The sequence below is a fragment of the Streptomyces sp. 8N706 genome, assembly GCF_052245415.1.
GTDB lineage: Bacteria > Actinomycetota > Actinomycetes > Streptomycetales > Streptomycetaceae > Streptomyces.
The window spans coordinates 1-26,029 of record NZ_JBQQBW010000032.1 but is presented as its reverse complement, the minus strand read 5'-3'; the positions used below and the strand labels follow the sequence as shown (position 1 = coordinate 26,029).

The following is a 26,029-nucleotide window of genomic DNA, read 5'->3' as shown; positions in this document are numbered from 1 at the left end:
ACGGACGAGCCGAGTCCCGCATACGCGCCGGGTGCGGAAGCGCCGAGTCCTGCAGGCGAGCCAGGCGCCGTCGTCGACGGGCCGGGCGCGGACCGGCCGGGCCCCGCCGACCGGCCGGAACGCACGGACCGGCCGAGCGCCGCCGACCGGCCGGGAGGCGCCCGATGAACCGACCCCGCAAGCCCCGAGGCGAGCCGACGCTGCGCCCTGGGCCACCGGATCCCGGACGTCCAGGCCCCGGGACGCCGAGCCGCAGGTCACCGAGCCCCGGGACACCGAGCCCCGGGACGCCGGGCCCCGGGCGCCCGAGGGCGCGGGCCATTCGGCTCGGAGCGCGCTCGGTGGCCGCGCTCGTGCTCGTCTCCGCGATCGGAGTCGCCGCCTTCGGCTGGCCCCTCCTCGCCGATCCCCACTCGGGCCTCGCTCACTCCAGGGACGCCCCCTGGCTGTTCGCCGGACTGCTGCCCCTCCTCGTGGCCGTCGTCGTGGCGACGATCGCCGACACCGGTCTGGGGCCCAAGGCCGTGGCCATGCTCGGCGTACTCTCCGCCGCGGGGGCGGCGCTCCGGCCCCTCGGCGCCGGAACGGCGGGCCTGGAGCCGATGTTCTTTCTGATGGTGCTGTCCGGTCGGGTGCTCGTACCGGGCTTCGGGTTCGTGCTCGGCGCGGTGACGATGTTCGCGTCGGCGCTGCTGACCGGTGGCGTGGGCCCGTGGATGCCGTTCCAGATGCTGGCGATGGGCTGGGTGGCGATGGGGGCGGGGTTGCTCCCCGGGCCGGAACGGCTCCGGGGCCGCGCTGAGCTGGTAGTCCTCGCCGCGTACGGCGCGGTCGCATCCGTGCTGTACGGAACCGTCATGAACCTCCAGGGCTGGCCCTACATCGGCGGCCTGGCCACCGGGGTCTCCTTCGACCCCGGCGCCCCGGTGCACGACAACCTCGTCCGCTTTCTCGCCTACTGTCTGGCGACATCGCTCGGTTGGGACCTGCCCCGCGCCGTGCTGACGGTCGTTCTGATCCTCACCATTGGCGGCACGGTCCTCAAAGCGCTGCGCCGGGCAACCCGCAGGGCGGCATTCGAGATTCCGGTGCGGTTCGCCAGGTCTCCTGGGGGCGGCTAGGGCGTTCTGAAAAGTCCCTCCCCCAGCCTCCGGCCGGGGGTACCCCACCGCCTCGCGATCGCACGCACCTGGGGGCACTCCCCCAGCCTTCGGCCGGGGCCCCCCACCCAGCGGTAGCTGGGGGAGCCGCGGACCCCGCCCTTCGGGCGGACGGCGCTACTTTTGAAACACGCCCTCGGGCGGGTCCGGGTGTTCTTGTTCGGCGGACTGCTCGTCGTCGCTCGCCGTACCGTAGGCAACAAGCCGTGCCCTTCGAGCCCCGCTTGGCGGGGCCCGACGGACCGCTGCAAGGCGGCCTGCTAGGGGCGGACGTAGGGCCGAGTCATGATCTCCATGTTGTGGCCGTCCGGGTCGTCGAAGTACGCGCCGCGACCGCCGAAAAGACGGTTGATCTGGCGGGGTTCGGTGTGGCTGGGGTCGGCGTAGTAGGTGACCCCGACAGCCTCCAGACGGGCGATCATGGCGTCGAACTGCGCATCGGGCACGAGGAACGCGTAGTGCTGCGACTGGATCGGCTCGTCGCTCTTCTCGTAGTAGTCGAGCGTCACGCCGTTGCCGAGGTCGACGGGCAGGAACGGCCCGAACGGAGCCCCGACCTTCAGCCCCAGGATCGCGGCGATGAATTCGGCAGACAGGTGCCGGTCCCGGGCGTAGATGGCGGTGTGGTTCAGCTGGACGGCGGCCGCCGGCAGCTCGGTTTCGTGCGAGTACTGCTGGTCATAGGGCATCAGTGGTGTGTCTCCGGGTCTTGGGATCCGCTGGGATGGGGCGCCGCATGCGGGCGCCGGGAGCAAAGACACGGAGAAGGGGGCGGGCCTCTTGCCCGCCTCGCGCTCACGCCGAGGCCGGGAACCTCACTCGTGCATGGCCCATGGCCGACCCGGCAGTCACCCGACCGACTTTAGTGAACCATCACGGGCTGGGCCAACGCCGTTCCTCGGCTGTGCTCCGGCCGCAGGTTGAGCCGCCGTTGGAATCCACCGCTTCCCGGTCACGAGCGGAGCCGGATGAGGAGGGCGGCGGCGGTTACGGTGCCGAGGTGGACGTACCCGAACGTGTCATAGCGGGTTACCGCGGCTCTGAACTGTTTCATCCTTCCGATGGCCCGCTCCAGCTCAGAGCCGCTGCAGGATGGTCGCCGTCGCCAGCGCCCCGCCCGCGCACATCGTGACCAGGGCGAACTCGCCGTCCCGCCGCTCCAGTTCATGCAAGGCCGTGGTGATCAGCCGGGCGCCCGTCGCCCCGACAGGATGCCCGAGCGCGATGGCGCCCCCGTTCACATTGACCTTCTCCAGGTCCTGTTCGAAGACCTGCGCCCAGGACAGCACCACGGATGCGAAAGCCTCGTTGATCTCCACCAGGTCGATGTCCCGGAGCGACATCCCCGCCTTGCCGAGAACTGCACGAGTGGCGTCGATCGGCCCGTCGAGGTGGAAGTGCGGGTCGCAGCCGACCAGCGCCTGGGCGACGATCCGGGCCCGTGCCTTCAGCTTCAGCGCCCGCGCCATACGCTTCGACGCCCACATCACGGCGCACGCACCGTCCGATATCTGCGAGGAGTTGCCCGCCGTGTGGACCGCCGTCGGCATGATGGGCTTCAGCCCGCCCAGGGCCTCCATGCTGGTGTCGCGCAGCCCCTCGTCGCGGTCGACGAGCCGCCACATGCCCTCACCACCCGCCTGCTCCTCCTCCGTCGTCGGGACCTGCACGGCGTAGGTCTCACGTTTGAAGCGCTCTTCGGCCCACGACTGCGCCGCCCGTTCCTGGGACAGCAGCCCGAGCGAGTCAACACGCTCGCGCGTCAGACCGCGGTGGCGTGCGATCCGCTCCGCCGCCTCGAACTGATTGGGCAGATCCACGTTCCACTCATCGGGGAAGGGCTTGCCCGGCCCGTGCTTGGAACCGCTGCCCAGCGGCACCCTGGACATCGCCTCCACGCCACAGCCGATGCCGATGTCGATGACACCGGCCGCGATCATGTTGGCCACCATGTGGTTGGCCTGTTGCGAGGAGCCGCACTGGCAGTCGACCGTGGTCGCCGCGGTCTCGTACGGCAGTCCGCAGGCGAGCCAGGCGTTGCGCGCCGGATTCATGGACTGCTCGCCGACGCGGGTGACCGTGCCGCCGACGATCTGCTCCACACAGTCCGGCTGGATACCGGTGCGGGCGAGGAGTTCGCGGTACGTCTCCCCCAGCAGGTACGCGGGATGGAGATTGGCGAGCGCTCCTCCGCGCTTGCCGATGGGAGTGCGTACGGCTTCGACGATGACGGGTTCCGCGGCCATGGCTCGTCCTCTCCTGGCGTCCGTAGGCGTCCCGGCGCCTCGAGTGGCCGGTCGCGCGGCAGCCGTAACGGCAGAACTAGTACGCGTTCTAGTTCTTCCAGAAGTCTCCTGACTATTACCCCCGGTACGCAAGGGTCGTGCAAGGCCGTCATCCACAACGGACAGCGCGTCGGGTCTTGCCACTTGTACGACCCGTTATCACCTTGCGCAAACCAGTCCTGATGGGTCGTCAGTCCGGAGTCGCCCGCGTCCTGCCAGCGCTGCCCGCCTGATCTTTTACGCGATCCGCCGACACCGTCCCCGGCATCGCGCTCGTGGGAGGCCCGCGGCGGCTGCGCTCGGCCTGGATCAACGGCGTGAAGGAACTCCGCGTCACCTACGCCTGACCGGGAGCCGCGCCCGCCTACAGGACCTGCGGATCCGCGCCTTCCACTGCGTCATCGCACGTCGACGCCCGGGCGGGCCGGGTGGGCGTGCGTTCCGGATGGCGGCGGGCGATGGGGGTGAACAGCGCGATGGTGACGACGGTCAGGAACGTCAGCGCCACCCCGATCAGGGGTCCCCGCGCGCCCATCCGGCCCACCAGCGCCGTGAGCAGCGCGGCCCCGAGGGGCGCAATGCTGCCGTGGATGGTCCAGAACGCGGAGGTCACGCGGCCCAGGAGATGGTCGGGCGTCACCTGCTGCCGCAGAGACATGGAGGATACGCCTGCCAGCGCCAGTCCGGCGGAGTAGAGAAAGATCATGGCGGCGGCCACTGCCAGGCTGTCCGAGAGCCCCAGCGTCAGTACCGCCCCGGCAGCCACGGTGAACCCGCCCAGCCAGCAGGCGCCGAACCCGAAGGAGCGACGGAGAAAGGACATCGCCGCCGCGGCCAGAAAAATCCCGAGTCCGGCCAGGGCCATGACGTATCCGACCGTACGGTCGTCCTGCCCCAGGCCGTGGCGCAGGTGGTAGATGAAGACGTCGGTCATCCCGAGGGCGAGGAACGTGGTGACCGTCAGCAGGATGGTCAGCGCCCGCAGCACCGGCGTACGCCAGAGGAACGCCGAACCGGTACGGAATCCGGTCCGTACGTCGTGCCATCCCGTGGCCCGAACCCGGACGGCGGGGGGTTCGGCGGGCCGGAGCCGGATCAGGGCCAGGCCCACCAGCGATACGCCGAAGCTGCCCGCGTTGATGGCAATGGCGGCCGTCGGTCCTAGCAGGCCCGCCACGACTCCGGCCAGCGCGGGACCGGCGATGTTCGCGACGGCGGCCGTTGCCTCCAACCGGCCGTTGGCCTCCACGATCTTGCTCTTGTCGACGAGGTTGGCCACCGCCGTGACATAGCTGATCTTGAAGAGCATCTCGAAGATCGAGGCCAGCCCCATCACCACATACAGCAGCCAGATCTGCGGGCTGACGGCCCAGACGACCGGGATGGCGCCGTACAGGACGAGGCGGGCCGCGTCGCACAGCATCAGCATGCGCCGCCGGTCGAACCGGTCGACCAATGCCCCGCCCACCAGCCCCGTCAGAATCGAGCCCGCACCGGCAATCGCGGTGAGCAGCCCCATCTGTGCGGCGGAGCCGGTGGCGTGCAGCACGAGCAGCGGCACGGCCACGAGAGAGAACGCGTTGCCGAGCTCCGAGAAGGTCTGAACAGCCCAGAAGATGGAGAAGTTCCGGTCGGACCGGAGCGAGTCGGCTCTCCTGGGCAAATGCACCTACTCCGCTACGGGGAACTCGCCATTCGCCGCGGCGGACACGAAAGCGGTGAACGCATCGCGGGTGAAGGTGAGGGCGGGACCGGACGGGTCCTTGGAGTCGCGGATGGCGACGGTGCAGGGTACGGCGGCGACCTCGACGCACTCGCCGCCGGTGTCGCTGCTGTGGCTGGACTTGTACCACTGCGCACCACCGAGCGGAGCGCACTCGACGCACTGCCCGCCGTCATCGCCGCTGTAACTCGACTTACGCCACTGCGCACCGCCGAGCGGAGCGCACTCCACGCAGTCGCCTCCGGTGTCGCCGCTGTAGCTGGACTTACGCCACTGCGCGCCGGTCAGTTCAGGGGCGTTCTTCCCCATAGCGTTCCTCCATCACCCGGGCGATCAACCCCGCCGATGCCTCCACGGACAGTGCGGCGGCCTGCAAGTGATCGTAACGGAGCGAACGAGCCTTGGCCTCTACTGGATTGGCCGTCATCTGGCCTGTCCCGTAGTCCTCTGTGTAGACGATGTCGGGGTCGTCATCGAAGCGGAGAATGTTGAATGAGCCCAGCAGTCCGGCGTGGGCCCCGGCCTCGAAGGGCAACACCTGGATCCGCACCCACTCCCGCTCCCGTGAGTCCAACAAGTGGGCCAGTTGATTCCGCATCACCTTCCGACCACCGATGCCCTGGCACAACACCGCCTCGCTCAGCACCACCCACACCAGTGGCGGGTTTTCCCTCTCCAGAATGCGCTGTCGTTCGATACGAGCCGCCACCCGCTCGTCCAGCCGGTCCTCGTGCATCGCACCCAGCACCGCACGCGCGTACTCCGTGGTCTGCAGCAGACCGTGAACCAGCTGCGCCTGGAAGGTGTAGATGTGGGTCGCCCGCGCCTCCATCTCCGCGTATGGCTGGAACCACGAGGGCAGTTGGCTGCGCAGGACCAGTTTCAGCAGCCGCAGCAGCGCGCCCTCCGTGCCCAGCGCCGCGTCCACGCGCTGGGTGAACTCGCGGGTCGGCAGCTTGCGGGCGGTCTCGATCTGGCCAATCAGGGAGCCCGTGCAGTAGATGATCTCGCCGAGCTGCTGCTGGTTGAGGCCCGCGGCCTCCCGGAAGCGGCGCAACTCGGCGCCGTAATAGTCGAGTGGGGACGCGCTCGGGTCCAGGTCACGGATGTTCGCCATGGGGTACCCCCTTGCTCAACCCGCCATCGTGGCGTGTTGTGTTCGTTCCGTAGCCGAGCGTAGCCACTGGCACTGACGATGATGGCGTGAATTCCCCAATTGACCTCGTGCCACCGCTCGTTCGTCCAGCTCGTCAGTACCGGATGAACTTCACGGTCGGTGAGCACTCAGCGCGCCACGTACGCCGCATCGTCCGGATGTATCTCCGGCTGTGGGAGATGACCGGGCTGGCCGACGCCGCCGAGCTGGCCGTCACCGAACTGCTCGCCAACGTCGTACGGCATGTGCCCGACCGTCGCTGCTCCGTGCTCGTCCTCCGTACGCCCGAGGGGCTGCGGGTGGAGGTCGGGGACGGCGCGCCCGGCATGCCGGGCGTCCGTTCCGCCGACCCGCTCGACGAGGCCGGGCGCGGACTCGCGCTGCTGGCCGCCGTCGTGGACGCCTGGGGCGTCGTGGCGCTGCCGGAGGGCGGCAAAACGGTCTGGTTCGAGTGCGCTGCCGCACCGTCATGACCCCATGATCCGGTGGGATGGCTGATCGCGGCAGGATGCGGCCTCGGTTCCGCTCGTGGCGCCCAAGTAGGTCCTGTCCGACTTCGCGATCTTGCCGTTGGACCCGGGGCAGGACCCGGGGCTGCCCCCCTGTCCGGATCAGCGGTGAATCCTTCGAGTGGCGGCGGGGCGCGCTTCGCCGGATCCTGAAGAGTGCGGCGATCCGGCGGGGCGGCGGAGGTCGGCCCCACCGGCTGATCTCCGCCGCCCCGCACTGCCGGAACGCCTTGACGCGCCTTTCCCCGGCGTGCACTCCCAGGCGCCGTCCCCCGCCGTCGGTGAGGCGACGGCACGGTGCGGCAGGTTCACCCCGTGGGCACCCGTGGTGTTCCGCGTGCGGTGCTCGGCTCCGGCGAATCGGCCGTCGTCTCCCGCTCCTTCGATTCCTTCGTTCGGCCCATCAGCACGTACTGAAGGCCGAATCCGCAGGCGAGCACCACGGCTCCGCCGACGGCGTCGAGCAGGTAGTGGTTGGCGGTACCCACGATCACGGCGGTCGTCAGGACCGGATAGAGCAGGCCCAGCAGCTTCAGCCACAGGCGCGGCGCCAGCAGCAGCATGATCAGGCCGCACCAGAGGGACCAGCCGATGTGCAGGGAGGGCATGGCGGCGTACTGGTTCGACAGCTCGGTGAGCGGGCCGAACTCGGGCTTGGCGAGATTTTGCGGGCCGTTGGCGGTGTCGATGTAGCCGAGGTGCGGCATCAGGCGGGGCGGAGCCAGCGGGTAGAGCCAGAAGCCGACGAGGGCGAGGAGAGTGGTGATGGCCAGGGCGGTCCGCGCCCAGCGGTAGGCGACGGGCCGTCGTACGTACATCCAGCCCAGCAGCGAGAGCGGCACCAGGAAGTGGAAGGTCGTGTAGTAGTAGTTCATGCCGCCCTCGATCCACGAGTCCGCGACGAGGTGGTTGAACCAGCGCTCGAGGTCCATGTGGAGGGCGGTCTCGAGGCCGAGGATCTGGTGGCCGTGCTCCTCCGCGACGCTGCGCGTATCGGGTGCGGAGCCGCGGATGTAGGAGTAGCAGAAGTAGCCGGCCCGGATCAGCAGGAGTTCGAGCAGCAGATTCGGACGGCTGAGCGGTCGGCGCAGAAAGGCCAGCAGGGGGATCCAGCGGTGGGGGCCGGGCTCGGGTTCGGCGTACTCCGTCGGGACCGGGCGGCGCCACTGAGGCGAGCTGCGGGACAGGAACGGTACGGCGCAGGCGGCCGCCAGGGCGACCAGCAGCGGAGCGTTCTGGCCGATGAGATGAATGCCCTTGGTGGTGGGCACGACGGCGGCGCTGCTGAGCGTCGTCACCATCACGACGAGGACCGGCCACACCATCCGGTCGGCCTGGCGGCGGCCCACCCGTCCGACGACGGCCAGCAGGATCCACACCTGCTGGTGGAGCCAGGCGTTGGGCGCGATGGCCACGGTGACGCAGCCGGTCATCGCGACGGCGAGCAGCAGCTGGCCGTCCTTCGCGTAGCGGGCGGCACGGCGCAGCCCGAGGACGGCGACGACTGCCGCGAGGACGCCGTAGAGCGCCACCTCGGGGGCGCCGTGGAGGCCGAGCCGCAGCAGCAGGCCGTGCAACGACTGGTTGTGGAGGCTGTCGGCGGGCTCACCGAGCCCCGCACCCGCGATGTGGTGCACCCAGTACGTGGTGGAGTCGTGCGGCAGTACGGCCCAGGCGAAGGCCGAACACCCGGCGAAGGTACCGGCCGCCGTCGCAGCGGCCCTCCGCCGTCCCGTCAGCCAGAGCAGTGGGGCGAACAACAGTACGGTCGGCTGGAGCGCGGCGGCCACCCCGACGAGCACGCCCGACCGGCGTGCGGAGACGCGCGGCAGGAAGCCGAGCATCACGAGCAGGACCGGCAGGATGCTGGTCTGGCCGAGGGTGAAGGTGTTCCGGACCGGCAGTGAGAGCACGAGCAGACTGATCGCGACGGGCGCGGCGAACAGCGCGGTGCGCCGGGAGACCGGGCGCGGCAGACCACGGGCGGCGAGGAGTCCGAGACTCACGACGAGCAGCAGCGTGCCGAAGGTCCAGAAGACGCCGAGGCCCTGTTCGGCCGCCCGGGTGAGCGGCTTGAGGATGATCCCGGAGAACGGCGTCCCGGCGAACGCGCCCTTCTCGTACAGGGAGCCGCCGGGCACCCGCAGGACGCCGTGGGGACCTATCCAGGTCTCCAGTTCGGTGAGGCGTTGGCCCGGTGGCAGGCGGAGTACGGCGGCCGCCTGGCGCGCGGCGAGCAGGCCGGTGAGGAGCCACAGGGCACACAGGGTCAGGACACCGCGCGACCTCGGCGGCAGCTGAGGCGCCGCCAGTTCGCGTCTCTGTACATTCGCCACGCCTCGCCGGTCCCCCTCCTCCTCAACCGACGGCCCGACACGGGCCGGCCGGATCGCGAAAGATCCCCGCTACAGATGCAGGACACTCCTTCGTCAGCTGACAGCCACTCTGTATTGGCTCGAACATTAGACGTGAGTCGCAAAGAATCGCACCTTTACGGCATATCGGAATGATTTTACGCAACCTGGACCCCGGGGGACGGCTCGCGGAGTCGTGGAGCCGGGGGGCGGCGCGAGCGGCAGGCCGCCCTTCCGCTCTCGGCCGCGCTCCCGCCTCGGCGCTCGGGCCCGACGCCGCACCCGGTCGCGTCCCTGCCCCGGCCTCCGCACTCGGTCGCGTTCCCCGCCTCCGCCTCCGCGCTCGGTCGCGTCCCTGCCCCGGCCTCCGCGCTCGGTCGCGTCCCCGCCCCGGCCTCCGCGCTCGGTCGCGTCCCCGCCCCCGCCTTCGCGCTCGCCGGCGGCTCGGCTTCCGCTTTCGCCGTCGGTCGCTCCTCCGTGGGGGCGCTGCGGCAGGATGGGCACATGAGCATCGTGAAGATCAATGTCCTGACCGTGCCCGAGGAGCAGCGCGAGGTGCTGGAGAAGCGCTTCGGCGCGCGGGCCGGGGCGGTGGAGAGCGCCGACGGCTTCGAGTGGTTCGAACTGCTGCGCCCGGTGGAGGGCACCGACACGTATCTGGTGTACACGCGGTGGCGTGACGAAGCCGCGTTCGAGGCGTGGATGGAGGGTCCGAAGAAGCCTGCCCACCAGGGTGGCGGCGAGGGCGCCGCGCAGCAGAAGCCCGTGTCGTCCAGTGCCGCGGTGTGGTCGTTCGAGGTCGTACAGCAGGCCGCGCCGAAGCACGACTGACGCCGGCGGAAGGGGCGACGGCCGGGGCGGCGCGGCACGACGTCGTACGCCCCTCCGGACGCCACCCCGGCCGCCGCCGGGCCGCGGAGGAGTACGGAGCCGTGGCCTGCCGGCGGGGCCGGGAGACCGGCCAGGCCGGGGAGAGGACGGGTGGCGGCGTCGGGCCCGCGTACAGCGCCGCCCCGGAGCAGGGGCCGCTCCGGTATTTCTCCACGGTGGTGCGCGCCCATGAGCCGTCAGCGCCGGGCACGCTTGGACAGGCGCATCGACCGACGTCGTGACCGGCGCGTTCGGCCATCGGACGGCGGCTGCGGCTCGGTGGACGGCGGCTGCGGCTCTCCGGATGTCGGCTCGGGCCCGGCGGACGGCGGCTGCGGCCCGGCGGGAGGCCCGGGCCCTCCCGGGCCACCGGGTTTGGGAATGGTGGACCTCAGCGGCTCGGGCTTGGCGGGTGGTTCGTCGAAACCACGCGATGGCCCCCGCACGTTCTCCAGAACCTTGTCGCCCTGTTTGTCGATCAGCCGCGTCAGGCCTTCCTGGCCGATCCCGAACGCGACGGCCCAGGCGACGATTTGGGCGCTGGAGTCCAGGGCGGACAGTCCCGGTACGAACTCTCCATGGATGAGGATCAGTCCCAGCAGTGCGGACAGGGCACCGATGGGAAGCCGCAGAAGGAGCAACCCCACGGGCACCATATAGGGGGTGGCCGTTCCCTGGATCTTCCTCACCGATGCGGCGCCCGTCAGAGTGGCAGCCGTCATACCGAGTGACGCCACGAGAAGAACATCCGCACCCTGCGCCTCGTCATCGCCGTTTCGGGGCATTCCCACCGGACAGACATGTTCGCGGTGTTGAGGATCGGCCTCCGTGGGGGAAGGCGGGTCGAAACAGAGTTTGTCCGCCAACGCGTCGGGGTCATGATATCCCGAGAGAATGAAGAGCACCGTAATGACACTGGTGGCGACAAACGTGGCCAGGAGTACGTTACGGAAACTGCGGACTCTGGCTATCTCGGATTCCTCGACATGGTTCGCGGCATGGAGAACGCTGAGGGCCAGGTCCTTGAAATTCGGGGCAAGGACGTTGTTGTTCTGGCGCAGATGTGCCTCGAGAATCCGCAGCCGCGGGTCCTTGCCGCCCAGATGCTGGATACCACGGGCGAGGATCACGGGCCCCCGCCAGGCCAGTTCCTCGGCCGGGACCAGTTGGAGGAGGAGGAGTTCGGCTTCGTGGACGTTGGCCTGCGCGCGGTCCACGGAGCCCCCGGCCCACCAGTGCAAGAAGGTGCTCCCGGGCCGCCAGGGCCAGATTTTCTTGTACTCCACCGCATTGCGTGCGGCGTCCAGCATTCGGTGGGCTTTGGCCGCCAAATGCTTGTCGTGTTCCGGTATCCCCCTGGCCTCGACCCTGTCGAGCTGTGCCTGGAGCTCTGCGATATGTGCCGATGTCCGCTGCCGCCAGGAGCCCGTTCTGCCACCCGCCGCCACGTCACGATCTTCGCCTGCCGGGCGTACGGGCGCGGCAGGCTCGGGCTTTGGGTCGACGGACGCGGCGGAACCGCCTCCCGTCTTTCGAAGCCTCATAGGACAAGTGGACGCTGGGCGACCGCGGCGCGCAACTCAAGCCGTCCGCAACGCAAGCCGCCCACAATCCGGGGCCTTCACCACTGGGCGGTCCGCAACTCAGGGGCGTTCGCAACCGCGCCGTCCACAATGCGGGGCGTTCGCCACGCTACCGGTCGCAACTCTGCCCGGTCGCACGGTCCTCGCCCCGAATCGGTGGAGTCACCACCACCGTCCCCCCGGATGCACCGGAGAGTCGATCCGGGCAATGGGAAATACAGAGGCCATGGTGTCGCTTTCTGGCCCGCCACGCCGCCCATGGCGCTGTTCCGGTGTCTTTCCGAACCACGCGACCGTCCACGCATTCCCGCGCAGCATGTGGCCCCGAAGGAACTGATGCCGTTCCTTGGGGGCCGCATGCTGCTGCGGGGTTTCTGTAGTGCTTGTCAGCCTCGATTCGTCAGCGGGATTCGGTCGCCGGCCTGTTCGGCAGTTCGCCCGTCATGTCAGCCGATCAGGACGGGCCGGGACGGTTGTTCACCCCGAACCGGGGGCTCTGCGGACACTCCCACCGCTGGTCCCGCCGTCGTCCACTCACACGTCCCGTGATGCGGAGCGTCCACGGAAATGGGACTCTCGAAGCTCAGCCTCGGGGAACGGGTCACCGACTCGAGATTGATTGCCCAGCAGGAGGACCGCCCATGATCAGAGTTATGCGGCCGCTTCTTCACGGCGCTGTTGCGGGACTCGCCGGTACGACCGCGCTCAATATCGCAGGTTATGCCGACATCGCGCTTCGAGGCCGGCCCATCAGCGATACACCTGAGATCACCGTGCGTAGCCTTGCTGCGAAGCTCCGTATTCGAATCCCCGGGGACGATCAGATCCTGGAGAACCGGATCGCCGGCCTCGGCTCCTTGACCGGATACGCCGTGGGGCTGGGCATAGGGGCGGCGCTGTCATTGGCACAGGCTGCTGGTTGGCCTCCGACGAAGGCTTCCCGCTATGTCGTTGCGTCTCTCTTTGCCCTCACTATCACCAATGCGCCGATTATTCTTTTGGGAATCACGGATCCACGGACCTGGGCAACCTCGGACTGGGTATCAGACATCGTCCCGCATGTTCTCTATGCGGTAGTCACAGTCCGCGTCATTGACAAGCTGGAAGCAGCGGGCCCCAGCTTTGATGGCCAGATCCCGCAGTGACGCCCTCGGACAGTCCTTCACCCAACCTCGATTCATCAGGGGTGATCACTGTTGCACGAGGCGATGCAGGGAGGTCTCCCACGCTGTTTCCGGCAGCTTGGCGATCGCCTGCTCGTCCGCCTCGCCGATCTTCCAGCCGACCGTGTAACGGACCGGGCGGCGTGCGGTGTTGAGGCTTCGAGCCCGACCCATCCCTTACCGGTGGCCGCGACAGACAGCCCACGACCCCATCCAGCAGTCTCTCTCACCAGAAAGGTGCCCCTGGTTTCTGCTCCGATGCGACCTCAACCGTCACATCCTGGCAGGCCAGGCGACACCTTTCGCTGCCGGGGCATCAGCTCGACCAATCCGGCTGAATAGCCGGGGTCAGACCTTCAGCAGCCGCTGCACCAGGTCGCGGTAGTCACGGAGCGCGGTCCGCAGTTCCTCTGTCCCGCTGTCGTCCGCCGTGGCCAGACCGTCCCACTCCGTACGGAGGAGGCGCCGGCGCTCGGCAAGGGACTCGGTGAGGCGAGCGGTGGTCTCCTCGAAGAGGGCGTCGACCTCCTCGACGGACCGCCGGGGCCCGTCGACGAAGCCGGTGACCGCGTGTTGCAGGCGCAATGCGAGTTTGTCGCTCTGGGCGCGCGGCATGACCGGCCGTACGCCCGCCGATCCCGCACCCGCGCCGCGCGGGCCCGTCGTCGCGCCGGTGTCCGTGCCGGAGGGCTGGGCACCGACGCGATTCGCGTCGTCGGCACCGAGAATCGGCTTCTGCGGGGCGGCGTCCGCGCCCGTGCCGAGGTCATCGGAGCCGACGCCGCCGCCACCGACCCGGCCGCCGCCGGCGCTCCCGCCGGCCCGGCCGCCATCGGCACTGCCGCTGAGGCTGCCGGGCCGGCTGCCGTCGAGACCGGCGCCGCCGGCACCACGGCCGTCAGGGCCCGCGGCGAACCGGTCACCGTACTGCCCGGAAGCGCGCGATGCCCGCTGCTCCCGTGGGCCGGGCCCGGCCCGCCCGTCGGCTGTGCCCGCGCCGGGCGGCGGTCCGACGAGGCCGGTGTCGTCGGCGGCCGTTCCGTCGGCCCGCGCGCCCAGGGGACGCGCGGCCGGGGACTCGGAGGCGAGCCGCCGTTCGCGCGCGTCGGCCTCCGCGGCCAGCTGGATCTCTCGTTCGTCGGGACGTTCCATCACACACCGCCCTTGGTGGTCCCGTGGCCGTGGCCGCCCATCGTGGCCCACGGCAGGTGCAGTCGGCCCGCGAGCGGCTTGCGGCTCGCGCCGCGGCCGCCGGCCGTACGCCGGGCGTCCGGGCGGTCGCGGCCGCCATCGTCGCGCGGATGGGCCTTGACCAGCTCTTCGAAGAGCGCGCGGGCCCCGATCAGGGCCTCCCGCAGTTGCTCGGTGTGGGCCTCCCCCTCGCGTGCGCGCCGCGCCACGAGGTGGAGTTGGCGGTAGCCGCCGACGTGGTGGGCGTGGTGCACGGACAGGGCGTCCGTCTGCTCGTCGTACGCGTCGGCCGGATAGCCGCGGTCACGGACCAGTCGGCCGAGCAGCTGGTCGGCCTCGGCCACCGCCGTGGCGGGCGAGTCGACGAACTGTTCCTGCACACCGGCCCATTGGGCCACGTACTGCTCCCGCGACTCTCCGGACAGCGGGTGGAGCCGAAGGTCGCCGTGGCGTCGCAGCCGCTCGCTGAGCTCCTTGTGCGCCGCCTTGGTGTCACCGTCGTGCCGGGCGACGGCCCGGTCGTATTCGGGACCGAACCGGCGCCGCAGGCCGTTACCGCTGCTCTGCAGCACCGGCCGGGCGAGCACAAGCGCCACGATGACGGCTGCGGCCACGGCCAGGATGATGATTGCGCCAGTGGACATGTTGTGCCTTTCGCAGAGGTCCTCTCGTGCGAGGCTGTCTTCACGGCGTGTTACCCACGGTCCCTGGCGCAAACGCGGTGTCTCCGCGAAGACCGCCGGGCGCCGAGAACGTCCCGACGACCCGTCAGCCGAGCTCCGAGGCCTCGGAGCGGGCGGAGGCCGACCGTCGCCGTGCCCTCCCCGGGCGGTCCGCATGTCCCAACGGGCGTGCGGGACAGGGGGGGAAAGAGGGACGGAGAGTGATCGGCGGTACGGGCCGTCAGTAGTGGTCGGGAGAGCACCGATCGCGATGAGCACGGTGCTCTTCGGCTGGTCCTCGCCGAGGAGGGCACCCGCGGTGCCCGGGCCGGTCCCGGCACCGGGCGGTGCGCTCGCGTCCTGAACCATGGACGTCTCCTCGCGGTGGGGCTCTGCCGCGGCACGGGTACGTATCGATCCTGAGCGGTTCGACCCACTACGTCCTGCCGACACCATGCGCGAAGCGTCGACCGACTGTGCGGTACGCCCGCGAGGTCTGCATAATCGCTGCCTCTGAGGGAGGGACTGCTGTGACGGCTCGGCAATGCGCGCACTGCGGTGGCGCGACGGAGGACGACGGCTGCAGACGTGTCTGCACGTGTGTGAGAACGCTTCCGCGCCCGTTCGACCCACCGGCGTCGGGGCCGGTACCCGAGGACTTGGGACTGTTCGCGTACGCCCCGTCCCCACCGGCCCGGGAGCCGGAAGCTGCGCCGGGAGGGTGGGGCCGCTCCGACGGGCGTGACGACAGCCGGTCCGAGGGCCGGTACGACGGTCAGTCCGAGGGCCGGTACGACGGCCGGACCGAGGGCCGCCACGGCGGCCGGACCGAGGGCCGCCACGACAGCCGGTCCGAGGGCCGGTACGACGGTCAGTCCGAGGGCCGTCACGACGGCCGGTCCGAGGGCCGGTACGGCGGCCGGGCCCACGGCGGCGGTGGTCGATCCGACGGCCGTGGCGGTAGCCGATCCGACAGCCGCGGTGGTGGTGATGGTCCGTCCGACGGGTTCCCTCGCCCCATGAGCAGGCGCACGGTGGTCCTCGGTTCGGCCGTGGCCGCCGTGGCGCTGTCGGTGGGCACCGTACTGCTGGGCGCGGGGCTGCTGTCGGGCGGTCACGACCAGGACCAGACGCTGCCCCTGCCGGACGATCGCCTGAAGCCGACAGCGGTACTGCCCACGGGGGACGGCCCTCTGTTCACGGGCGGGCCCGCCCCCTCCCCTCGTACGTCGAGCCGGGGAGAGCGCGGCGCCTCGGCCTCCTCCGCCGACGCGTCGTCCACGCCGAGGTCCGTGGCCGCCCGTCCGGCGGACCCGCCGACGTCCGATGCTCCGCGGACGCCGGCTCCCGCACCGGTACTGAGCAGGGGCGATGACGGCGCCGAGGTCCTGGAGCTGCAGCTGCGCCTCAAGCAGGAACAGACGTACGCCCCGAAGGCGGACGGCGTCTACGACACCGACGTGCAGAGCGCCGTCGCCCGCTACCAGCGGATCCACAACGTGTCGGGCGACCCCACAGGCGCATACGGCCAGAACACCCGTGGCGTGCTCGAGTCCCGTACGACGGAGCCGTAGCCCGTACGGACCGTGGCTTCGGACGGACCGTCGGACGGACCGCCGGTTCTCTCCCCCACGACGGGGTGGCACCGAAGCGGGATCGTTTGTATCGTGGATGAACAAAGTGGCTCCGCCCGCACTCCCTGACCGGTGGGCGGGGCCGCTTGCCTTCTCTTCCCTCGCTCTTTTCCGAGTGCCCAGGAGGCAGCCGTGACGGCCACCACCCTGACCGCCCGCGCTCTGCTGCTCGACATGGACGGCACCCTCGTCAACTCGGACGCCGTCGTGGAGCGCTGCTGGCGGCGTTGGGCGGAGGAGCAGAGGCTCGACGCGGAGTACGTCCTCGGCCATGTCCACGGACGGCAGGGGCACGCGACCATGGCCCTGCTGCTGCCCGGCCGGCCGGCCGAGCTGAACCACGCCGACAACCGCCGGATGCTGGAGCAGGAGACTGCCGACACCGAGGGCGTGGTGCCGATACCGGGTGCTCCGGAGTTCATGGCGGCGCTCGCCGGTCTGCCGCACGCGCTCGTCACCTCCGCCGACGAGGCACTCGCCCAGGCCCGTATGGGCGCCGCCGCGCTGCCGGTGCCGGAAGTCCGCGTCACGGCCGAGCGGGTGGGGGCCAGTAAGCCGGACCCGGAGGGCTTCCTGAAGGGAGCTGCCGAGCTGGGATTCGAGCCGGAGGACTGCATCGTCTTCGAGGATTCCGAGGTCGGCATCGCGGCAGGCCGGGCGGCCGGGATGCGCGTTGTCGGCGTCGGCCCGCGGGCGGCGGCCCAGGCTCCGACCGCGCTGGTGCGGACCCTGGAACAGGTGCGCGTCGAGGCTGCCGCGGACGGCAGCCTCGTGCTCACGATCAGCGCCTGACGGGTCTGCTCTCTGGGACCGACCAGGGTTGCCCCTGGGGCCGACCGGGCCTGACAACTGGGACTGACCGGACCTGGCACCTGGCACTGACCGGGCCTGTCCCCTGAGACCGACCGGACCCGCCCTGGGACCGACCCGGCCTGCCCCTGAGACCGACCGGACCTGGCACCTGGCAATGACCCGGCCTGCCCCCTGAGACCGACCGGACCCGCCCTGGGACCGACCCGGCCTGCCCCCGGAGACCGACCGGACCTGGCACCTGGCACTGACCGGGCCTGCCCTGGGACCGACCGGACCTGACGCCTGGCACTCGCCAAAGCCTGTCCCATACTGACCGGGCCGGTCCCGCCGCTCAGGCCGTCAGCGCCTCGTAGAGGCTGAAACCGGCCAGCGCCAGCATCACCATGGCCGCGACCTTGGTGATCAGCCTCAGCGGGACGTACTTCATCAGGGTGCGGCCGCCCAGGATCCCGATTCCGGCCACCGTCCACAGTGCCAGCACCGCACCCAGACCCACCGATACGGGGGAGTCGTAGCGCGCGGCCAGGTTGGCGGTCATGATCTGCGTGAGGTCGCCGAACTCCGCGACGAGGATCAGCGTGAATCCGGCGCCCGAGACCTTCCAGAAGCTCTGGTCGGTGGGTTCGCGCAGCTCCTCCTCGTCCGCCTCCTGCTTCTTGAAGAGCAGCACCAGCGCCCCCGCCAGGAAGAGCAGCCCGACCACCGCCTGGACGAGCCGGTGCGGCAGCAGCGTCAGCACGCTGCCCGCGGCGATGGCGAGGGTGACGTGCACGGCGAAGGCGGCGGCGACGCCCGCGAAGACGTACGAGGCCCGGTAGCGGGTGCCGAGCATCAGTCCGGCGAGGGCGGTCTTGTCGGGCAGCTCGGCGAGGAAGACGACGCCGAACGCCACTGCGGCGATGCTGAAGCTGATCACTGAAACTGGTTTCCTCGATCGGTCGGGGCCGCCGTACCGAGAGACCTGCATGGATCAGGGATCGCTCCGGCACGGCAGCGTCTGCACAGGACACTGCGGCCGAAGGTCTCGCTGGGCGCGGTACGCGATCACGTACCGGCCTCCGGGCGCCGGCTCGGCCGTCCCCCGCGCAAAGCGCCCGCCGAGACGGCGGGGCGGGTGAGACGGTCGGGCAGTATGTCGACGGTCCGGCAGAGAGCTACTCCCCTTCTGCTCCTCACAGCGTACGGGACGCTCCCGGCGCGTCGCCCCGGTGCAGCCGCCCGCGAGCGACCAGTTCCAGCACCAGCGCGACCGCCACCACCTGTACCGCCAGCAGCGCGACCAGGACGAACAACTGCACCGCCCCTGCCATCACCGGTGACGCCCCGCCCAGCAGCATCCCGACGAAGGCTCCCGGAAGGGTGACCAGCCCTACCGTCCGGGTCTGGTCGAGGCCGGGGAGAAGGGCGTCGGACGCGGCGGGCCGGGCGATCTCCAGGCGTGCGTCGCGGTCCAGCAGCCCGAGGGCCATGCCCGCCTCGACCTCCCCGCGGCGGGACTGCAGCTCGTCGAGCGAGCGGCGCCCGGCGAGCACGGTCGCCGTGAGGGCGCCGCCGATGAGGATCCCGGTGACCGGGATCAGAGCGATGCCCCTGAGCGGTACGAGCCCGGTCAGGAGCAGCACGGCCACGACGGGGACCACACCTGCGGCGATGGGCACCGCGGCCCACCACCAGGTGTGGTTGCCGGTGATACGACGGCCCGCCGTGCGTACGGCGACGGCGAACATCAGGCCGATGAAGGCCAGCAGGAGAGGGACCGCCCGGACCACCCAGCCGATGACGCAGGAAACGGCGGCGAGTTGGACGGCGGCACGCAGCCCGGCGGTGGCGACGGGGCGGGTGCAGCCGTGCCCCTCACGGTCGGAGAGCCGGGCGAGCGCGGCGATCCCGGCCGCCGCCACGAGCAGTGCGCCCAGGATGACCCCCAGCGTGGGGTTCACCGGCAGCAGGGGCTCGGCGGCACTCGCGTCGGCTGCGATCGGCGGGACGGCGGCATCCACGCCGCAACCCTACGGTCGGCCCCGCCGTCACGCCGCCCTATACACCCGGACTTCCACGGAACGCCCGGCGTCGCCCAGGCCCGCGCGGGCGCCCGTAGCCCCCGGCCGGGCGACCAGCGCCCCGCCGCAACCCCGCCGCGCCCTCGCCGCGCCCCCCTGAACCGTCCGACCGACCCGCGCGTACGCCGCCGCCTCCGCGCATGCCGCGAGCCGCACGCGGCTCCAGGACGCCGGTCGCGTACCGGATCGCACAGGAGCGCGCTCCCGGCCCGCCCGGATCGACCAATCCCCCCGTACCACCGGCGCGTTGACGGTACGTCAAGCCATAGGGCAAGCCTTCCACCGAGCCCTTGATATGGCGTGGACATGTCGCCACCCTGTTACCTGGCGCCCACCCCACAGCAACCTGGCGCCGGGACGATGGCCGGGCTTCAGCGGCCACCACCCCCCACATCACCCTGAGGGAGTTCACATGTCCCCTTCGCGCAACACCATCACCCTCCGACGTAGGATCTACGCGCGTCGAATAGGCATGTTCGCCGGGCTGTCCGCGCTCACCGGCACCATTCTGCTGGGCGGACCGACGGCCGAGGCCGCCCCGCCCACCCCGCCGAGCGCGACCACCGCCCGCACCTACCTGGGCCAGCTGACCGTCAAGGCGGAGGGCTCGTCGGACGGCTACAGCCGTGACAAGTTCCCCCACTGGATCACTCAGAGCGGCGCCTGCAACACCCGCGAGGTCGTGCTCAAGCGCGACGGCACCAACGTCCAGCAGGACTCCAGCTGCGCCGCGGTCAGCGGCAGCTGGTTCTCCCCCTACGACGGCGCCACCTGGAGCAACGCCTCCGATGTCGACATCGACCACATCGTCCCGCTGTCCGAGGCCTGGAAGTCCGGCGCCAACAGCTGGACCACGAGCCGGCGGCAGGACTTCGCCAACGACCTCACCCACTCCCAGCTCATCGCCGTCACCGACAACGTCAACCAGGCGAAGGGCGACCAGGACCCGGCCGAGTGGCTGCCCTCGGTCACGAGCTACCACTGCATGTACGCCCGTATGTGGGTGTCCGTGAAGCACACCTACGGTCTCTCGGTGGACTCGGCCGAGAAGTCCGCGCTCAGCGGCATCCTCAACGGCTGCTGAGGAAACACGCGAGGAACCTCACGAGGAAACTACCCGTAACCCTCCGTCGTTCCGTACCGTACGGGGCGACGGAGGAGGGCAGGTACGGATGGCGGGACTGCTCCTGGGACCGCTGGTGCGGTACGTGGACGAGGACAGCGCGACCGTATGGGTCGAGACCAGTCGGCCCTGTGACGCCGAGGTCGTCTGCGAGGGCGGCACGGCCGGCGGTGCGGCACGCACCTGGCAGGTCGCCGGGCACCACTACGCGCTGATCACCGTCCTCGGGCTGAGCCCGGGCACCAGCACCCCGTACCGCGTACGGCTCGACGGCCAGGAGGTCTGGCCGCCGCCGGACAGCGACCATCCGCCCAGCGCGCTCCGCACGCTCCCGACCGGGGAGGACGCCGCGCTGCGGATCTCCTTCGGCTCCTGCCGCTGGGCCGCGCCCCCGTCCGGCAGCAAGCCCCGCGCAGGCCGCAGGGTCACCACCCGTGACCCGGTGGGCCCCGACGCGCTGGACCTCCTCGCCGCCCGGATCGCCACCGACCCGGACGCCGAGCGGCCCGATGTGCTTCTGCTGCTGGGGGACCAGGTGTACGCCGATGAGACCTCGGCGGCGATGCGCGAGTGGATCGCGACCCGCCGTGATCTGAGCGAACCTCCGGGCAGCCAGGTCGCGGACTTCGAGGAGTACACCCGGCTCTACTACGAGTCCTGGCTCGACCCCGAGGTCCGCTGGCTGCTCTCCACCGTCCCCAGCTGCATGATCTTCGACGATCACGATGTGATCGACGACTGGAACACGAGCGCGGCGTGGCGGGAGGAGATGCGCGCCACGCCGTGGTGGGAGGAGCGGGTGCTCGCCGGGCTCATGTCGTACTGGGTGTACCAGCACCTGGGGAATCTCTCCCCCGCCGAGCTCACGGACGACCCGCTCTTCAAGCAGGTGCGGACGGCCCAGGACGGAACCGATCTCGTACGGGAGTTCGCCGCCCGCGCCGATGCCGATCCCTCGTACACCCGCTGGAGCTACCGCCGGGACTTCGGCCGGACGCGGTTGCTGATGGTCGACACACGGGCCGCCCGGGTGCTGGAGGAGCCGCGGCGGACGATGGTCGACGAGCGCGAGTGGGCCTGGGTGCGCGATCAGGTGACGACCGGTGGGCCGCGGGCGTACGACCACCTGCTCATCGGCAGCTCGTTGCCCTGGCTGCTGCCGCCCGCCATCCATGACGCGGAGCGGTGGAACGCGGCGCTGTGCGCGGGGGCACGCGGACCGCGCTGGGCACGGATCGCCGAGGGCCTGCGGCAGCGCGGTGACCTGGAGCACTGGGCGGCTTTCCCCTCCTCCTTCGACGCGCTCACCACGCTGATCGAGGAGGCGGGCAGCGGCGAGGGCGCCCCGGCGACGGTGTGCGTGCTCTCGGGCGATGTGCATCATGCGTACGTCGCCGAGCCGCGGCTACCGGACGGCGAAGAGTCTGCAGGCGCCGCGTCCGAGGGCGGTCGCACCCAGGTCCCGGACGCGCCGTCGTCGGACGACCGGCCTTCCGGCAGCCACCCCGTACGCCCCCGGCCCGAGGCCCGGATCCTGCAACTGACCTGTTCACCGGTGCACAACAGCGTTCCGGCGTCGATGAAACTCGGCTTCCGGTTCGGTTGGAGCCGGGCGGGGCAGTGGCTGGGGCGCGCGATGGCCCGGCACGCGCGCGTGGGCGAGCCGACGCTCCGCTGGGACAGGACGGGCGGGCCGTGGTTCGGCAACCAGCTGATGACGCTGACCCTGCGCGGGCGCGGGGCGGGGCTCCGGCTCCATCAGGCCCGCCAGAGCTCCGACGGCCGGGCCTGGCTGGCGCCCGTCGTCGACCAGGACATCAGCGGGTCCGGCGCCCGCCCGGCCGGTGCGGAGCCGCCGGCTCCCCGGGAGACGTGACCGGTGGCCATGGACAGCTGATCAGCCGCACCCACCCTTCTCGACCACCTCGACCACCTCGATGACCTGGCCAACCGACGAGTGATCAGCAGGCGATCATCAACGATCGTCGGTGCTCGGGAGTGATCCCTCCCACAGCGGAGGCACATCTTCCGATCCAGGCTTCGAAGTCCGGCGGGGCGGACGGCATGATGTTCGTCTGAGACCCAGCTGCCCCGGGAGTAACCGCCTTGGCCGGAGAGCACCACGCCATAGCCGTCGTCGGCGCCGGCCCCCGCGGCACGAGCGTGCTGGAACGGGTCTGCGCCTCGGTTCCGGAGCTGCTGCCCGGCGAGCAGCTGACCGTACACATGATCGACCCCGCCCCGCCCGGTACGGGCCGCGTCTGGCGCACCGAGCAGCCGGGCGAACTGCTGATGAACACCGTGGCCTCGCAGGTGACCCTGTTCACCGACGACAGCGTGGAGTGCGACGGCCCGATCGTGCCGGGCCCCAGCCTGTACGAGTGGGCCTCCACGCTCGGCGCCGCCGAGTGCCGCGATCCCCTGCTGCTCGCGGAGGCCCGCCGCCTGGGACCCGACGACTACCCGAGCCGCGCCTTCTACGGCCACTACCTGACGTGGGTGTTCCGCCGGATCGTCGGCGGGGCGCCACGGTCGGTGAACGTGGAGGTCCATACGGCCCGCGCCGTACGGCTGGAGGAGCGCGCCGGGGGCGAACAGCTTCTGACCCTGGAGGACGGCCGGGAGCTTCCGGGGCTGGCGGCGGTCGTCCTCGCCCAGGGCCATCTGCCGGTCGTCCTGGGAGAGCCCGAGGAGCGCTTCGCCTCGTACGCGGCGGAGCACGGGCTGCGGTACTACCCGCCCGCGAACCCGGCCGACCTCGATCTGTCCCTGATCGCCCCCGGTGAACCGGTTCTGCTGCGCGGCCTCGGCCTCAATTTCTTCGACCATGTCGCTCTGCTGACGGCGGGCCGTGGCGGGGTCTTCACCACCGCGGAGGACGGCTCGCTGCGCTACCGGCCGTCGGGCCTGGAGCCCCGGCTGTACGCGGGTTCGCGCCGCGGCATCCCGTACCACGCCCGAGGCGACAACGCGAAGGGCCCGTGCGGCCGCCACGAGCCGCTGCTGCTGACGTCCGCCGCCATAGCGGACTTCCGCGCCCGCGCGGACAGGGGTGACTACCCGGACTTCCTGGCGGAGGTCTGGCCCCTGGTCGCCAAAGAGGTCGAGACGGTGTACTACGAGGCGTTGGTGAGCGGACCTGCCGGTGCTGCCGTCGCGACCCGGCGGCCCCGGTTCCGAGAGCGTTTTCTCGGCACGCCGCACGGCAGTGCGGAAGAGGCCGCCGTCCTGGACGAGTTCGGGATCCCCGCGGAGGCGCGCTGGTCGTGGCGGGACATCGCGCGACCGCACGGCGGCCGGGGCTTCGCCGGCCCGGGGGACTTCCGGCGGTGGCTGGTCGCGCATCTGCGGCGGGACGCCGAGCACGCACGGCTCGGGAACGTGGACGGCCCCGTCAAGGCCGCCCTCGATGTGCTGCGGGACCTCCGCAACGAGCTGCGACAGATCGTCGATCACGCCGGGCTGTCCGGACCCTCGCGCCGCGACCACCTCGACCGCTGGTACACGCCCCTGAACGCCTTTCTCTCGATCGGCCCGCCGCGCCGCCGGATCGAGGAGATGGCCGCGCTGATCGAGGCGGGCGTCCTCGAGGTCCTCGGGCCCCGCCTGGAGGTACGGCTGGGCGTGTCCGGCGGGCAGCGGTTCGGCGGTGAGCAGGCCGGTCGGCAGCAGACCGGCGGAGGACAGCTCGGCGGGGAGCAGACCGGCGCACAGCGGTTCGGCGTGGAGCGGACCGGTGGGGACCAGGCCGCCCGGGAGCAGTCCGACGGAGAGCGGCCGGACGGGGAGCGAAGGAACGGGGAGCGGACCGGCAGCAAGCACGGGTTCACCGCGCACTCGCCGGAGGTCCCCGGCTCCGCCGTGACGGTGACCACGGTGATCGAGGCGCGACTGCCCGAGCCCGATCTGCGCCGTACCAGCGATCCGCTGCTGGCCCGGCTGCTGAAGACCGGCGCGTGCCGGCCCCACGTGGCCGACGGCTACGAGACGGGCGGACTGGACGTGACCCGGCGCCCCTACCGACTGGTCGACCGCGAGGGACGGCCGCATCCACGCCGGTTCGCGGTCGGGGTGCCGACCGAGGGCGTGCACTGGGTCACGGCGGCGGGCGCACGGCCGGGGGTGAACTCGGTGACGCTCTCGGACGCTGACGCCGTGGCACGAGCGGTTCTGCGCATAACGGCGTCACGGAAAAGCACCTTCCGGGCAACAGGGCAGGGACCGGATCGTGGCCGAATATTGAACTTGCAAGTATCGATTAGGCATACCTAACCTAGGCTCCCGGGCTCTCCTGCCCCTCACCGAAGGAGTCACCCCCCATGCCTTCCGGCACTTCTCTGTCGGCGCGCGTCCATGACGCGCAGCCGTACGCCCTCGGCCTCTTCCGCTTCGTCGTGGGTCTGTTGTTCGCCTGCCACGGAGCCGCATCGCTCTTCGGTGTCCTCGGCGGCGCGATGGGCGGCGGCACCGTCCCCACCGGCGCCTGGCCCGGCTGGTACGCCGCGGTGATCCAGCTCGTGGGCGGTGGCCTGGCGGCCCTCGGCCTCGGCACGCGGATCGCCGCCCTGATCGCCTCCGGCTCGATGGCGTACGCGTACTTCACCGTCCACCAGGGCGAAGGGCTGTGGCCGCTGCAGAACGGTGGCGAGCCCTCCGCGATCTACTCCTGGGCCTTCCTGCTCCTCGTCTTCACCGGGCCCGGCGCCTGGGCGCTGGACCGGCTCTTCGGTGCCGGGCGCCGGCCCGCCGCGGCGGTCCCGCCGAACGAGCGCGCACACAGCACCGCCTGACGGCACGACGACTCCGCAGTCGGGCAGGCCCCGTCCGGTGGTTCCGGGCGGGGCCGAGCGATACGACAGGGGCGGACCGATGGCCTGGTCCGCTCGACGGCGGCCCGGTCCAGTCTGTTCCCCGCGGAGCGGAGGCCCTCCCACCCGACCGGGCCGGGCCCGGTCGGGGGCTGTCGTCCGGCCGGGAGACATCGGGAGACATGTGGACAGCCGGCCCAGCGGAGCCTGTCGACCACCTGACATCCGCTCAACTCACGCCGCTGCGGCCGGGCGACAGCCACCAGGACACCGGGGCGGGCCCCGGCCGCACCCGGCATCCGAGTGAGAGTGATTCGAACAACATCGTCCACCCCGGCCGATCTGTCCCCTTCCGGCAGGCGTACGCTGTATGGCTATAAAGGCCGCCCCTGCCGCTCCCGTGCGACGTCGCGGCGGGGGACCGGACAGGGAGAGACGTTGCTGGACAACCTGGGGTCACTGACCTCTGCCCCATGGATCTACGTGATCGTGGGAATCTCGGTGCTTCTGGATGTCTTCCTTCCCGTACTCCCGAGCGGAGTGCTGGTGATCGCCGCCGCGACGGCCGCCGCCGGGACCCGTACCGCCGCGGGCGCCGTCACCGCGACGAGCGGCGCGAACGCCGATGTTCCCGACATTTCGGCGCTGGTGCTGTGCGCCGCGACCGCCTCCTGCCTCGGGGACCTGGTCGCGTACCGCCTCGCCTGGCGCGGCGGCGACCGGCTCGACCGTGCGATCGCCCGCTCCCGACGGCTGACGGCCGCCCAGAAACGTTTGGGCACTGCTCTCATGCACGGCGGCGGTCTGTTCGTCCTCGTCGCGCGTTTCGCTCCTGCCGGACGGTCGGTGGTCAGCCTCGGGGCCGGCGCCATGCACCGCAAGGCGGCCGAGTTCCTGCCGTGGTCGGCACTGGCCGGACTGGCCTGGGCCGGAGA

The 26,029-nt window shown here is 71.0% G+C and carries 23 protein-coding genes; 11 read left to right on the top strand and 12 right to left on the bottom strand.

Annotated features, from left to right (window positions below; genetic code table 11):
- Positions 1-164: 164 nt before the first annotated feature.
- On the top strand, positions 165-1,121 hold the full coding sequence (locus ACTWQE_RS14650; RefSeq protein WP_443329359.1) for an ECF transporter S component: 957 nt from the start codon (positions 165-167) through the stop codon (positions 1,119-1,121).
- Between the two features lie 299 nt (positions 1,122-1,420).
- On the opposite strand, the gene ACTWQE_RS14645 is transcribed toward ACTWQE_RS14650, so the two are convergent.
- The 5 genes from ACTWQE_RS14645 to ACTWQE_RS14625 form a co-directional block, all read right to left on the bottom strand.
- Positions 1,421-1,849: a VOC family protein gene (locus ACTWQE_RS14645; RefSeq protein ID WP_443329358.1), complete on the bottom strand. Its 429-nt coding sequence runs from the start codon at positions 1,847-1,849 to the stop codon at positions 1,421-1,423.
- Positions 1,850-2,236: 387 nt separating this feature from the next.
- The gene (locus ACTWQE_RS14640) at positions 2,237-3,406 is read right to left on the bottom strand and encodes a steroid 3-ketoacyl-CoA thiolase (RefSeq protein ID WP_443329357.1); all 1,170 of its coding nucleotides are present in this window, start codon (positions 3,404-3,406) and stop codon (positions 2,237-2,239) included.
- A 403-nt stretch (positions 3,407-3,809) separates the two neighbouring features.
- On the bottom strand, positions 3,810-5,108 hold the full coding sequence (locus ACTWQE_RS14635; RefSeq protein ID WP_443329356.1) for an MFS transporter: 1,299 nt from the start codon (positions 5,106-5,108) through the stop codon (positions 3,810-3,812).
- A 6-nt stretch (positions 5,109-5,114) separates the two neighbouring features.
- Positions 5,115-5,477, bottom strand: coding sequence for a DUF397 domain-containing protein (locus ACTWQE_RS14630; RefSeq protein WP_443329355.1), 363 nt, complete (start codon positions 5,475-5,477; stop codon positions 5,115-5,117).
- On the bottom strand, positions 5,458-6,285 hold the full coding sequence (locus ACTWQE_RS14625; RefSeq protein WP_443329354.1) for a helix-turn-helix domain-containing protein: 828 nt from the start codon (positions 6,283-6,285) through the stop codon (positions 5,458-5,460). The genes ACTWQE_RS14630 and ACTWQE_RS14625 overlap by 20 nt, the downstream gene beginning before the upstream one ends.
- An 86-nt stretch (positions 6,286-6,371) precedes the next feature.
- On the opposite strand from ACTWQE_RS14625, the gene ACTWQE_RS14620 reads away from it, so the two are divergent.
- On the top strand, positions 6,372-6,797 hold the full coding sequence (locus ACTWQE_RS14620; protein WP_443329353.1) for an ATP-binding protein: 426 nt from the start codon (positions 6,372-6,374) through the stop codon (positions 6,795-6,797).
- Between the two features lie 344 nt (positions 6,798-7,141).
- On the opposite strand, the gene ACTWQE_RS14615 is transcribed toward ACTWQE_RS14620, so the two are convergent.
- Complete coding sequence (locus ACTWQE_RS14615; RefSeq protein WP_443329352.1) at positions 7,142-9,169, bottom strand: bifunctional glycosyltransferase 87/phosphatase PAP2 family protein; 2,028 nt, start codon at positions 9,167-9,169, stop codon at positions 7,142-7,144.
- Between the two features lie 522 nt (positions 9,170-9,691).
- Here ACTWQE_RS14615 and ACTWQE_RS14610 point away from each other — a divergent pair.
- A complete protein-coding gene (locus ACTWQE_RS14610) occupies positions 9,692-10,018 on the top strand; it encodes an antibiotic biosynthesis monooxygenase family protein (RefSeq protein ID WP_443329351.1) in 327 nt (108 codons plus the stop codon).
- 236 nt (positions 10,019-10,254) lie between these two features.
- Here the strand turns inward: ACTWQE_RS14610 and ACTWQE_RS14605 are convergent, their stop codons facing one another.
- Positions 10,255-11,367: a hypothetical protein gene (locus ACTWQE_RS14605; RefSeq protein WP_443329350.1), complete on the bottom strand. Its 1,113-nt coding sequence runs from the start codon at positions 11,365-11,367 to the stop codon at positions 10,255-10,257.
- A gap of 914 nt (positions 11,368-12,281) precedes the next feature.
- Here ACTWQE_RS14605 and ACTWQE_RS14600 point away from each other — a divergent pair.
- A complete protein-coding gene (locus ACTWQE_RS14600; protein WP_443329349.1) occupies positions 12,282-12,785 on the top strand; it encodes a hypothetical protein in 504 nt (167 codons plus the stop codon).
- Between the two features lie 45 nt (positions 12,786-12,830).
- Here ACTWQE_RS14600 and ACTWQE_RS14595 read toward each other — a convergent pair whose 3' ends face one another.
- From ACTWQE_RS14595 to ACTWQE_RS14585, 3 genes are all read right to left on the bottom strand, one after another.
- The gene (locus ACTWQE_RS14595; protein WP_443329348.1) at positions 12,831-12,977 is read right to left on the bottom strand and encodes a hypothetical protein; all 147 of its coding nucleotides are present in this window, start codon (positions 12,975-12,977) and stop codon (positions 12,831-12,833) included.
- A 174-nt stretch (positions 12,978-13,151) separates the two neighbouring features.
- The gene (locus ACTWQE_RS14590) at positions 13,152-13,955 is read right to left on the bottom strand and encodes a hypothetical protein (RefSeq protein WP_443329347.1); all 804 of its coding nucleotides are present in this window, start codon (positions 13,953-13,955) and stop codon (positions 13,152-13,154) included.
- Positions 13,955-14,638, bottom strand: coding sequence for a hypothetical protein (locus tag ACTWQE_RS14585; protein WP_443329346.1), 684 nt, complete (start codon positions 14,636-14,638; stop codon positions 13,955-13,957). The genes ACTWQE_RS14590 and ACTWQE_RS14585 overlap by 1 nt, the downstream gene beginning before the upstream one ends.
- 1,037 nt (positions 14,639-15,675) lie before the next feature.
- On the opposite strand from ACTWQE_RS14585, the gene ACTWQE_RS14580 reads away from it, so the two are divergent.
- Both ACTWQE_RS14580 and ACTWQE_RS14575 read left to right on the top strand, forming a co-directional pair.
- Positions 15,676-16,230 carry a peptidoglycan-binding domain-containing protein gene (locus ACTWQE_RS14580; RefSeq protein ID WP_443329345.1) on the top strand — a complete coding sequence of 185 codons (555 nt, stop codon included), beginning with the start codon at positions 15,676-15,678 and terminating at the stop codon, positions 16,228-16,230.
- Positions 16,231-16,422: 192 nt separating this feature from the next.
- Positions 16,423-17,082 carry an HAD-IA family hydrolase gene (locus ACTWQE_RS14575; RefSeq protein ID WP_443329344.1) on the top strand — a complete coding sequence of 220 codons (660 nt, stop codon included), beginning with the start codon at positions 16,423-16,425 and terminating at the stop codon, positions 17,080-17,082.
- A 352-nt stretch (positions 17,083-17,434) separates the two neighbouring features.
- On the opposite strand, the gene ACTWQE_RS14570 is transcribed toward ACTWQE_RS14575, so the two are convergent.
- Both ACTWQE_RS14570 and ACTWQE_RS14565 read right to left on the bottom strand, forming a co-directional pair.
- Positions 17,435-18,019, bottom strand: coding sequence for a TMEM165/GDT1 family protein (locus ACTWQE_RS14570; RefSeq protein ID WP_443329343.1), 585 nt, complete (start codon positions 18,017-18,019; stop codon positions 17,435-17,437).
- A gap of 256 nt (positions 18,020-18,275) precedes the next feature.
- Complete coding sequence (locus ACTWQE_RS14565) at positions 18,276-19,103, bottom strand: ABC transporter permease (RefSeq protein WP_443329342.1); 828 nt, start codon at positions 19,101-19,103, stop codon at positions 18,276-18,278.
- 472 nt (positions 19,104-19,575) lie between these two features.
- Here ACTWQE_RS14565 and ACTWQE_RS14560 point away from each other — a divergent pair, with 472 nt between their 5' ends.
- The 5 genes from ACTWQE_RS14560 to ACTWQE_RS14540 all read left to right on the top strand — a co-directional run.
- Complete coding sequence (locus tag ACTWQE_RS14560) at positions 19,576-20,247, top strand: HNH endonuclease family protein (RefSeq protein WP_443329341.1); 672 nt, start codon at positions 19,576-19,578, stop codon at positions 20,245-20,247.
- An 88-nt stretch (positions 20,248-20,335) separates the two neighbouring features.
- On the top strand, positions 20,336-22,162 hold the full coding sequence (locus ACTWQE_RS14555) for an alkaline phosphatase D family protein (RefSeq protein WP_443329340.1): 1,827 nt from the start codon (positions 20,336-20,338) through the stop codon (positions 22,160-22,162).
- A 230-nt stretch (positions 22,163-22,392) separates the two neighbouring features.
- Positions 22,393-24,558, top strand: coding sequence for an FAD/NAD(P)-binding protein (locus ACTWQE_RS14550; RefSeq protein WP_443329339.1), 2,166 nt, complete (start codon positions 22,393-22,395; stop codon positions 24,556-24,558).
- A gap of 47 nt (positions 24,559-24,605) precedes the next feature.
- Positions 24,606-25,076: a DoxX family protein gene (locus tag ACTWQE_RS14545; RefSeq protein WP_443329338.1), complete on the top strand. Its 471-nt coding sequence runs from the start codon at positions 24,606-24,608 to the stop codon at positions 25,074-25,076.
- 456 nt (positions 25,077-25,532) lie between these two features.
- The coding region (locus tag ACTWQE_RS14540) for a DedA family protein (protein WP_443329337.1) at positions 25,533-26,029 on the top strand (497 nt) is incomplete at its 3' end.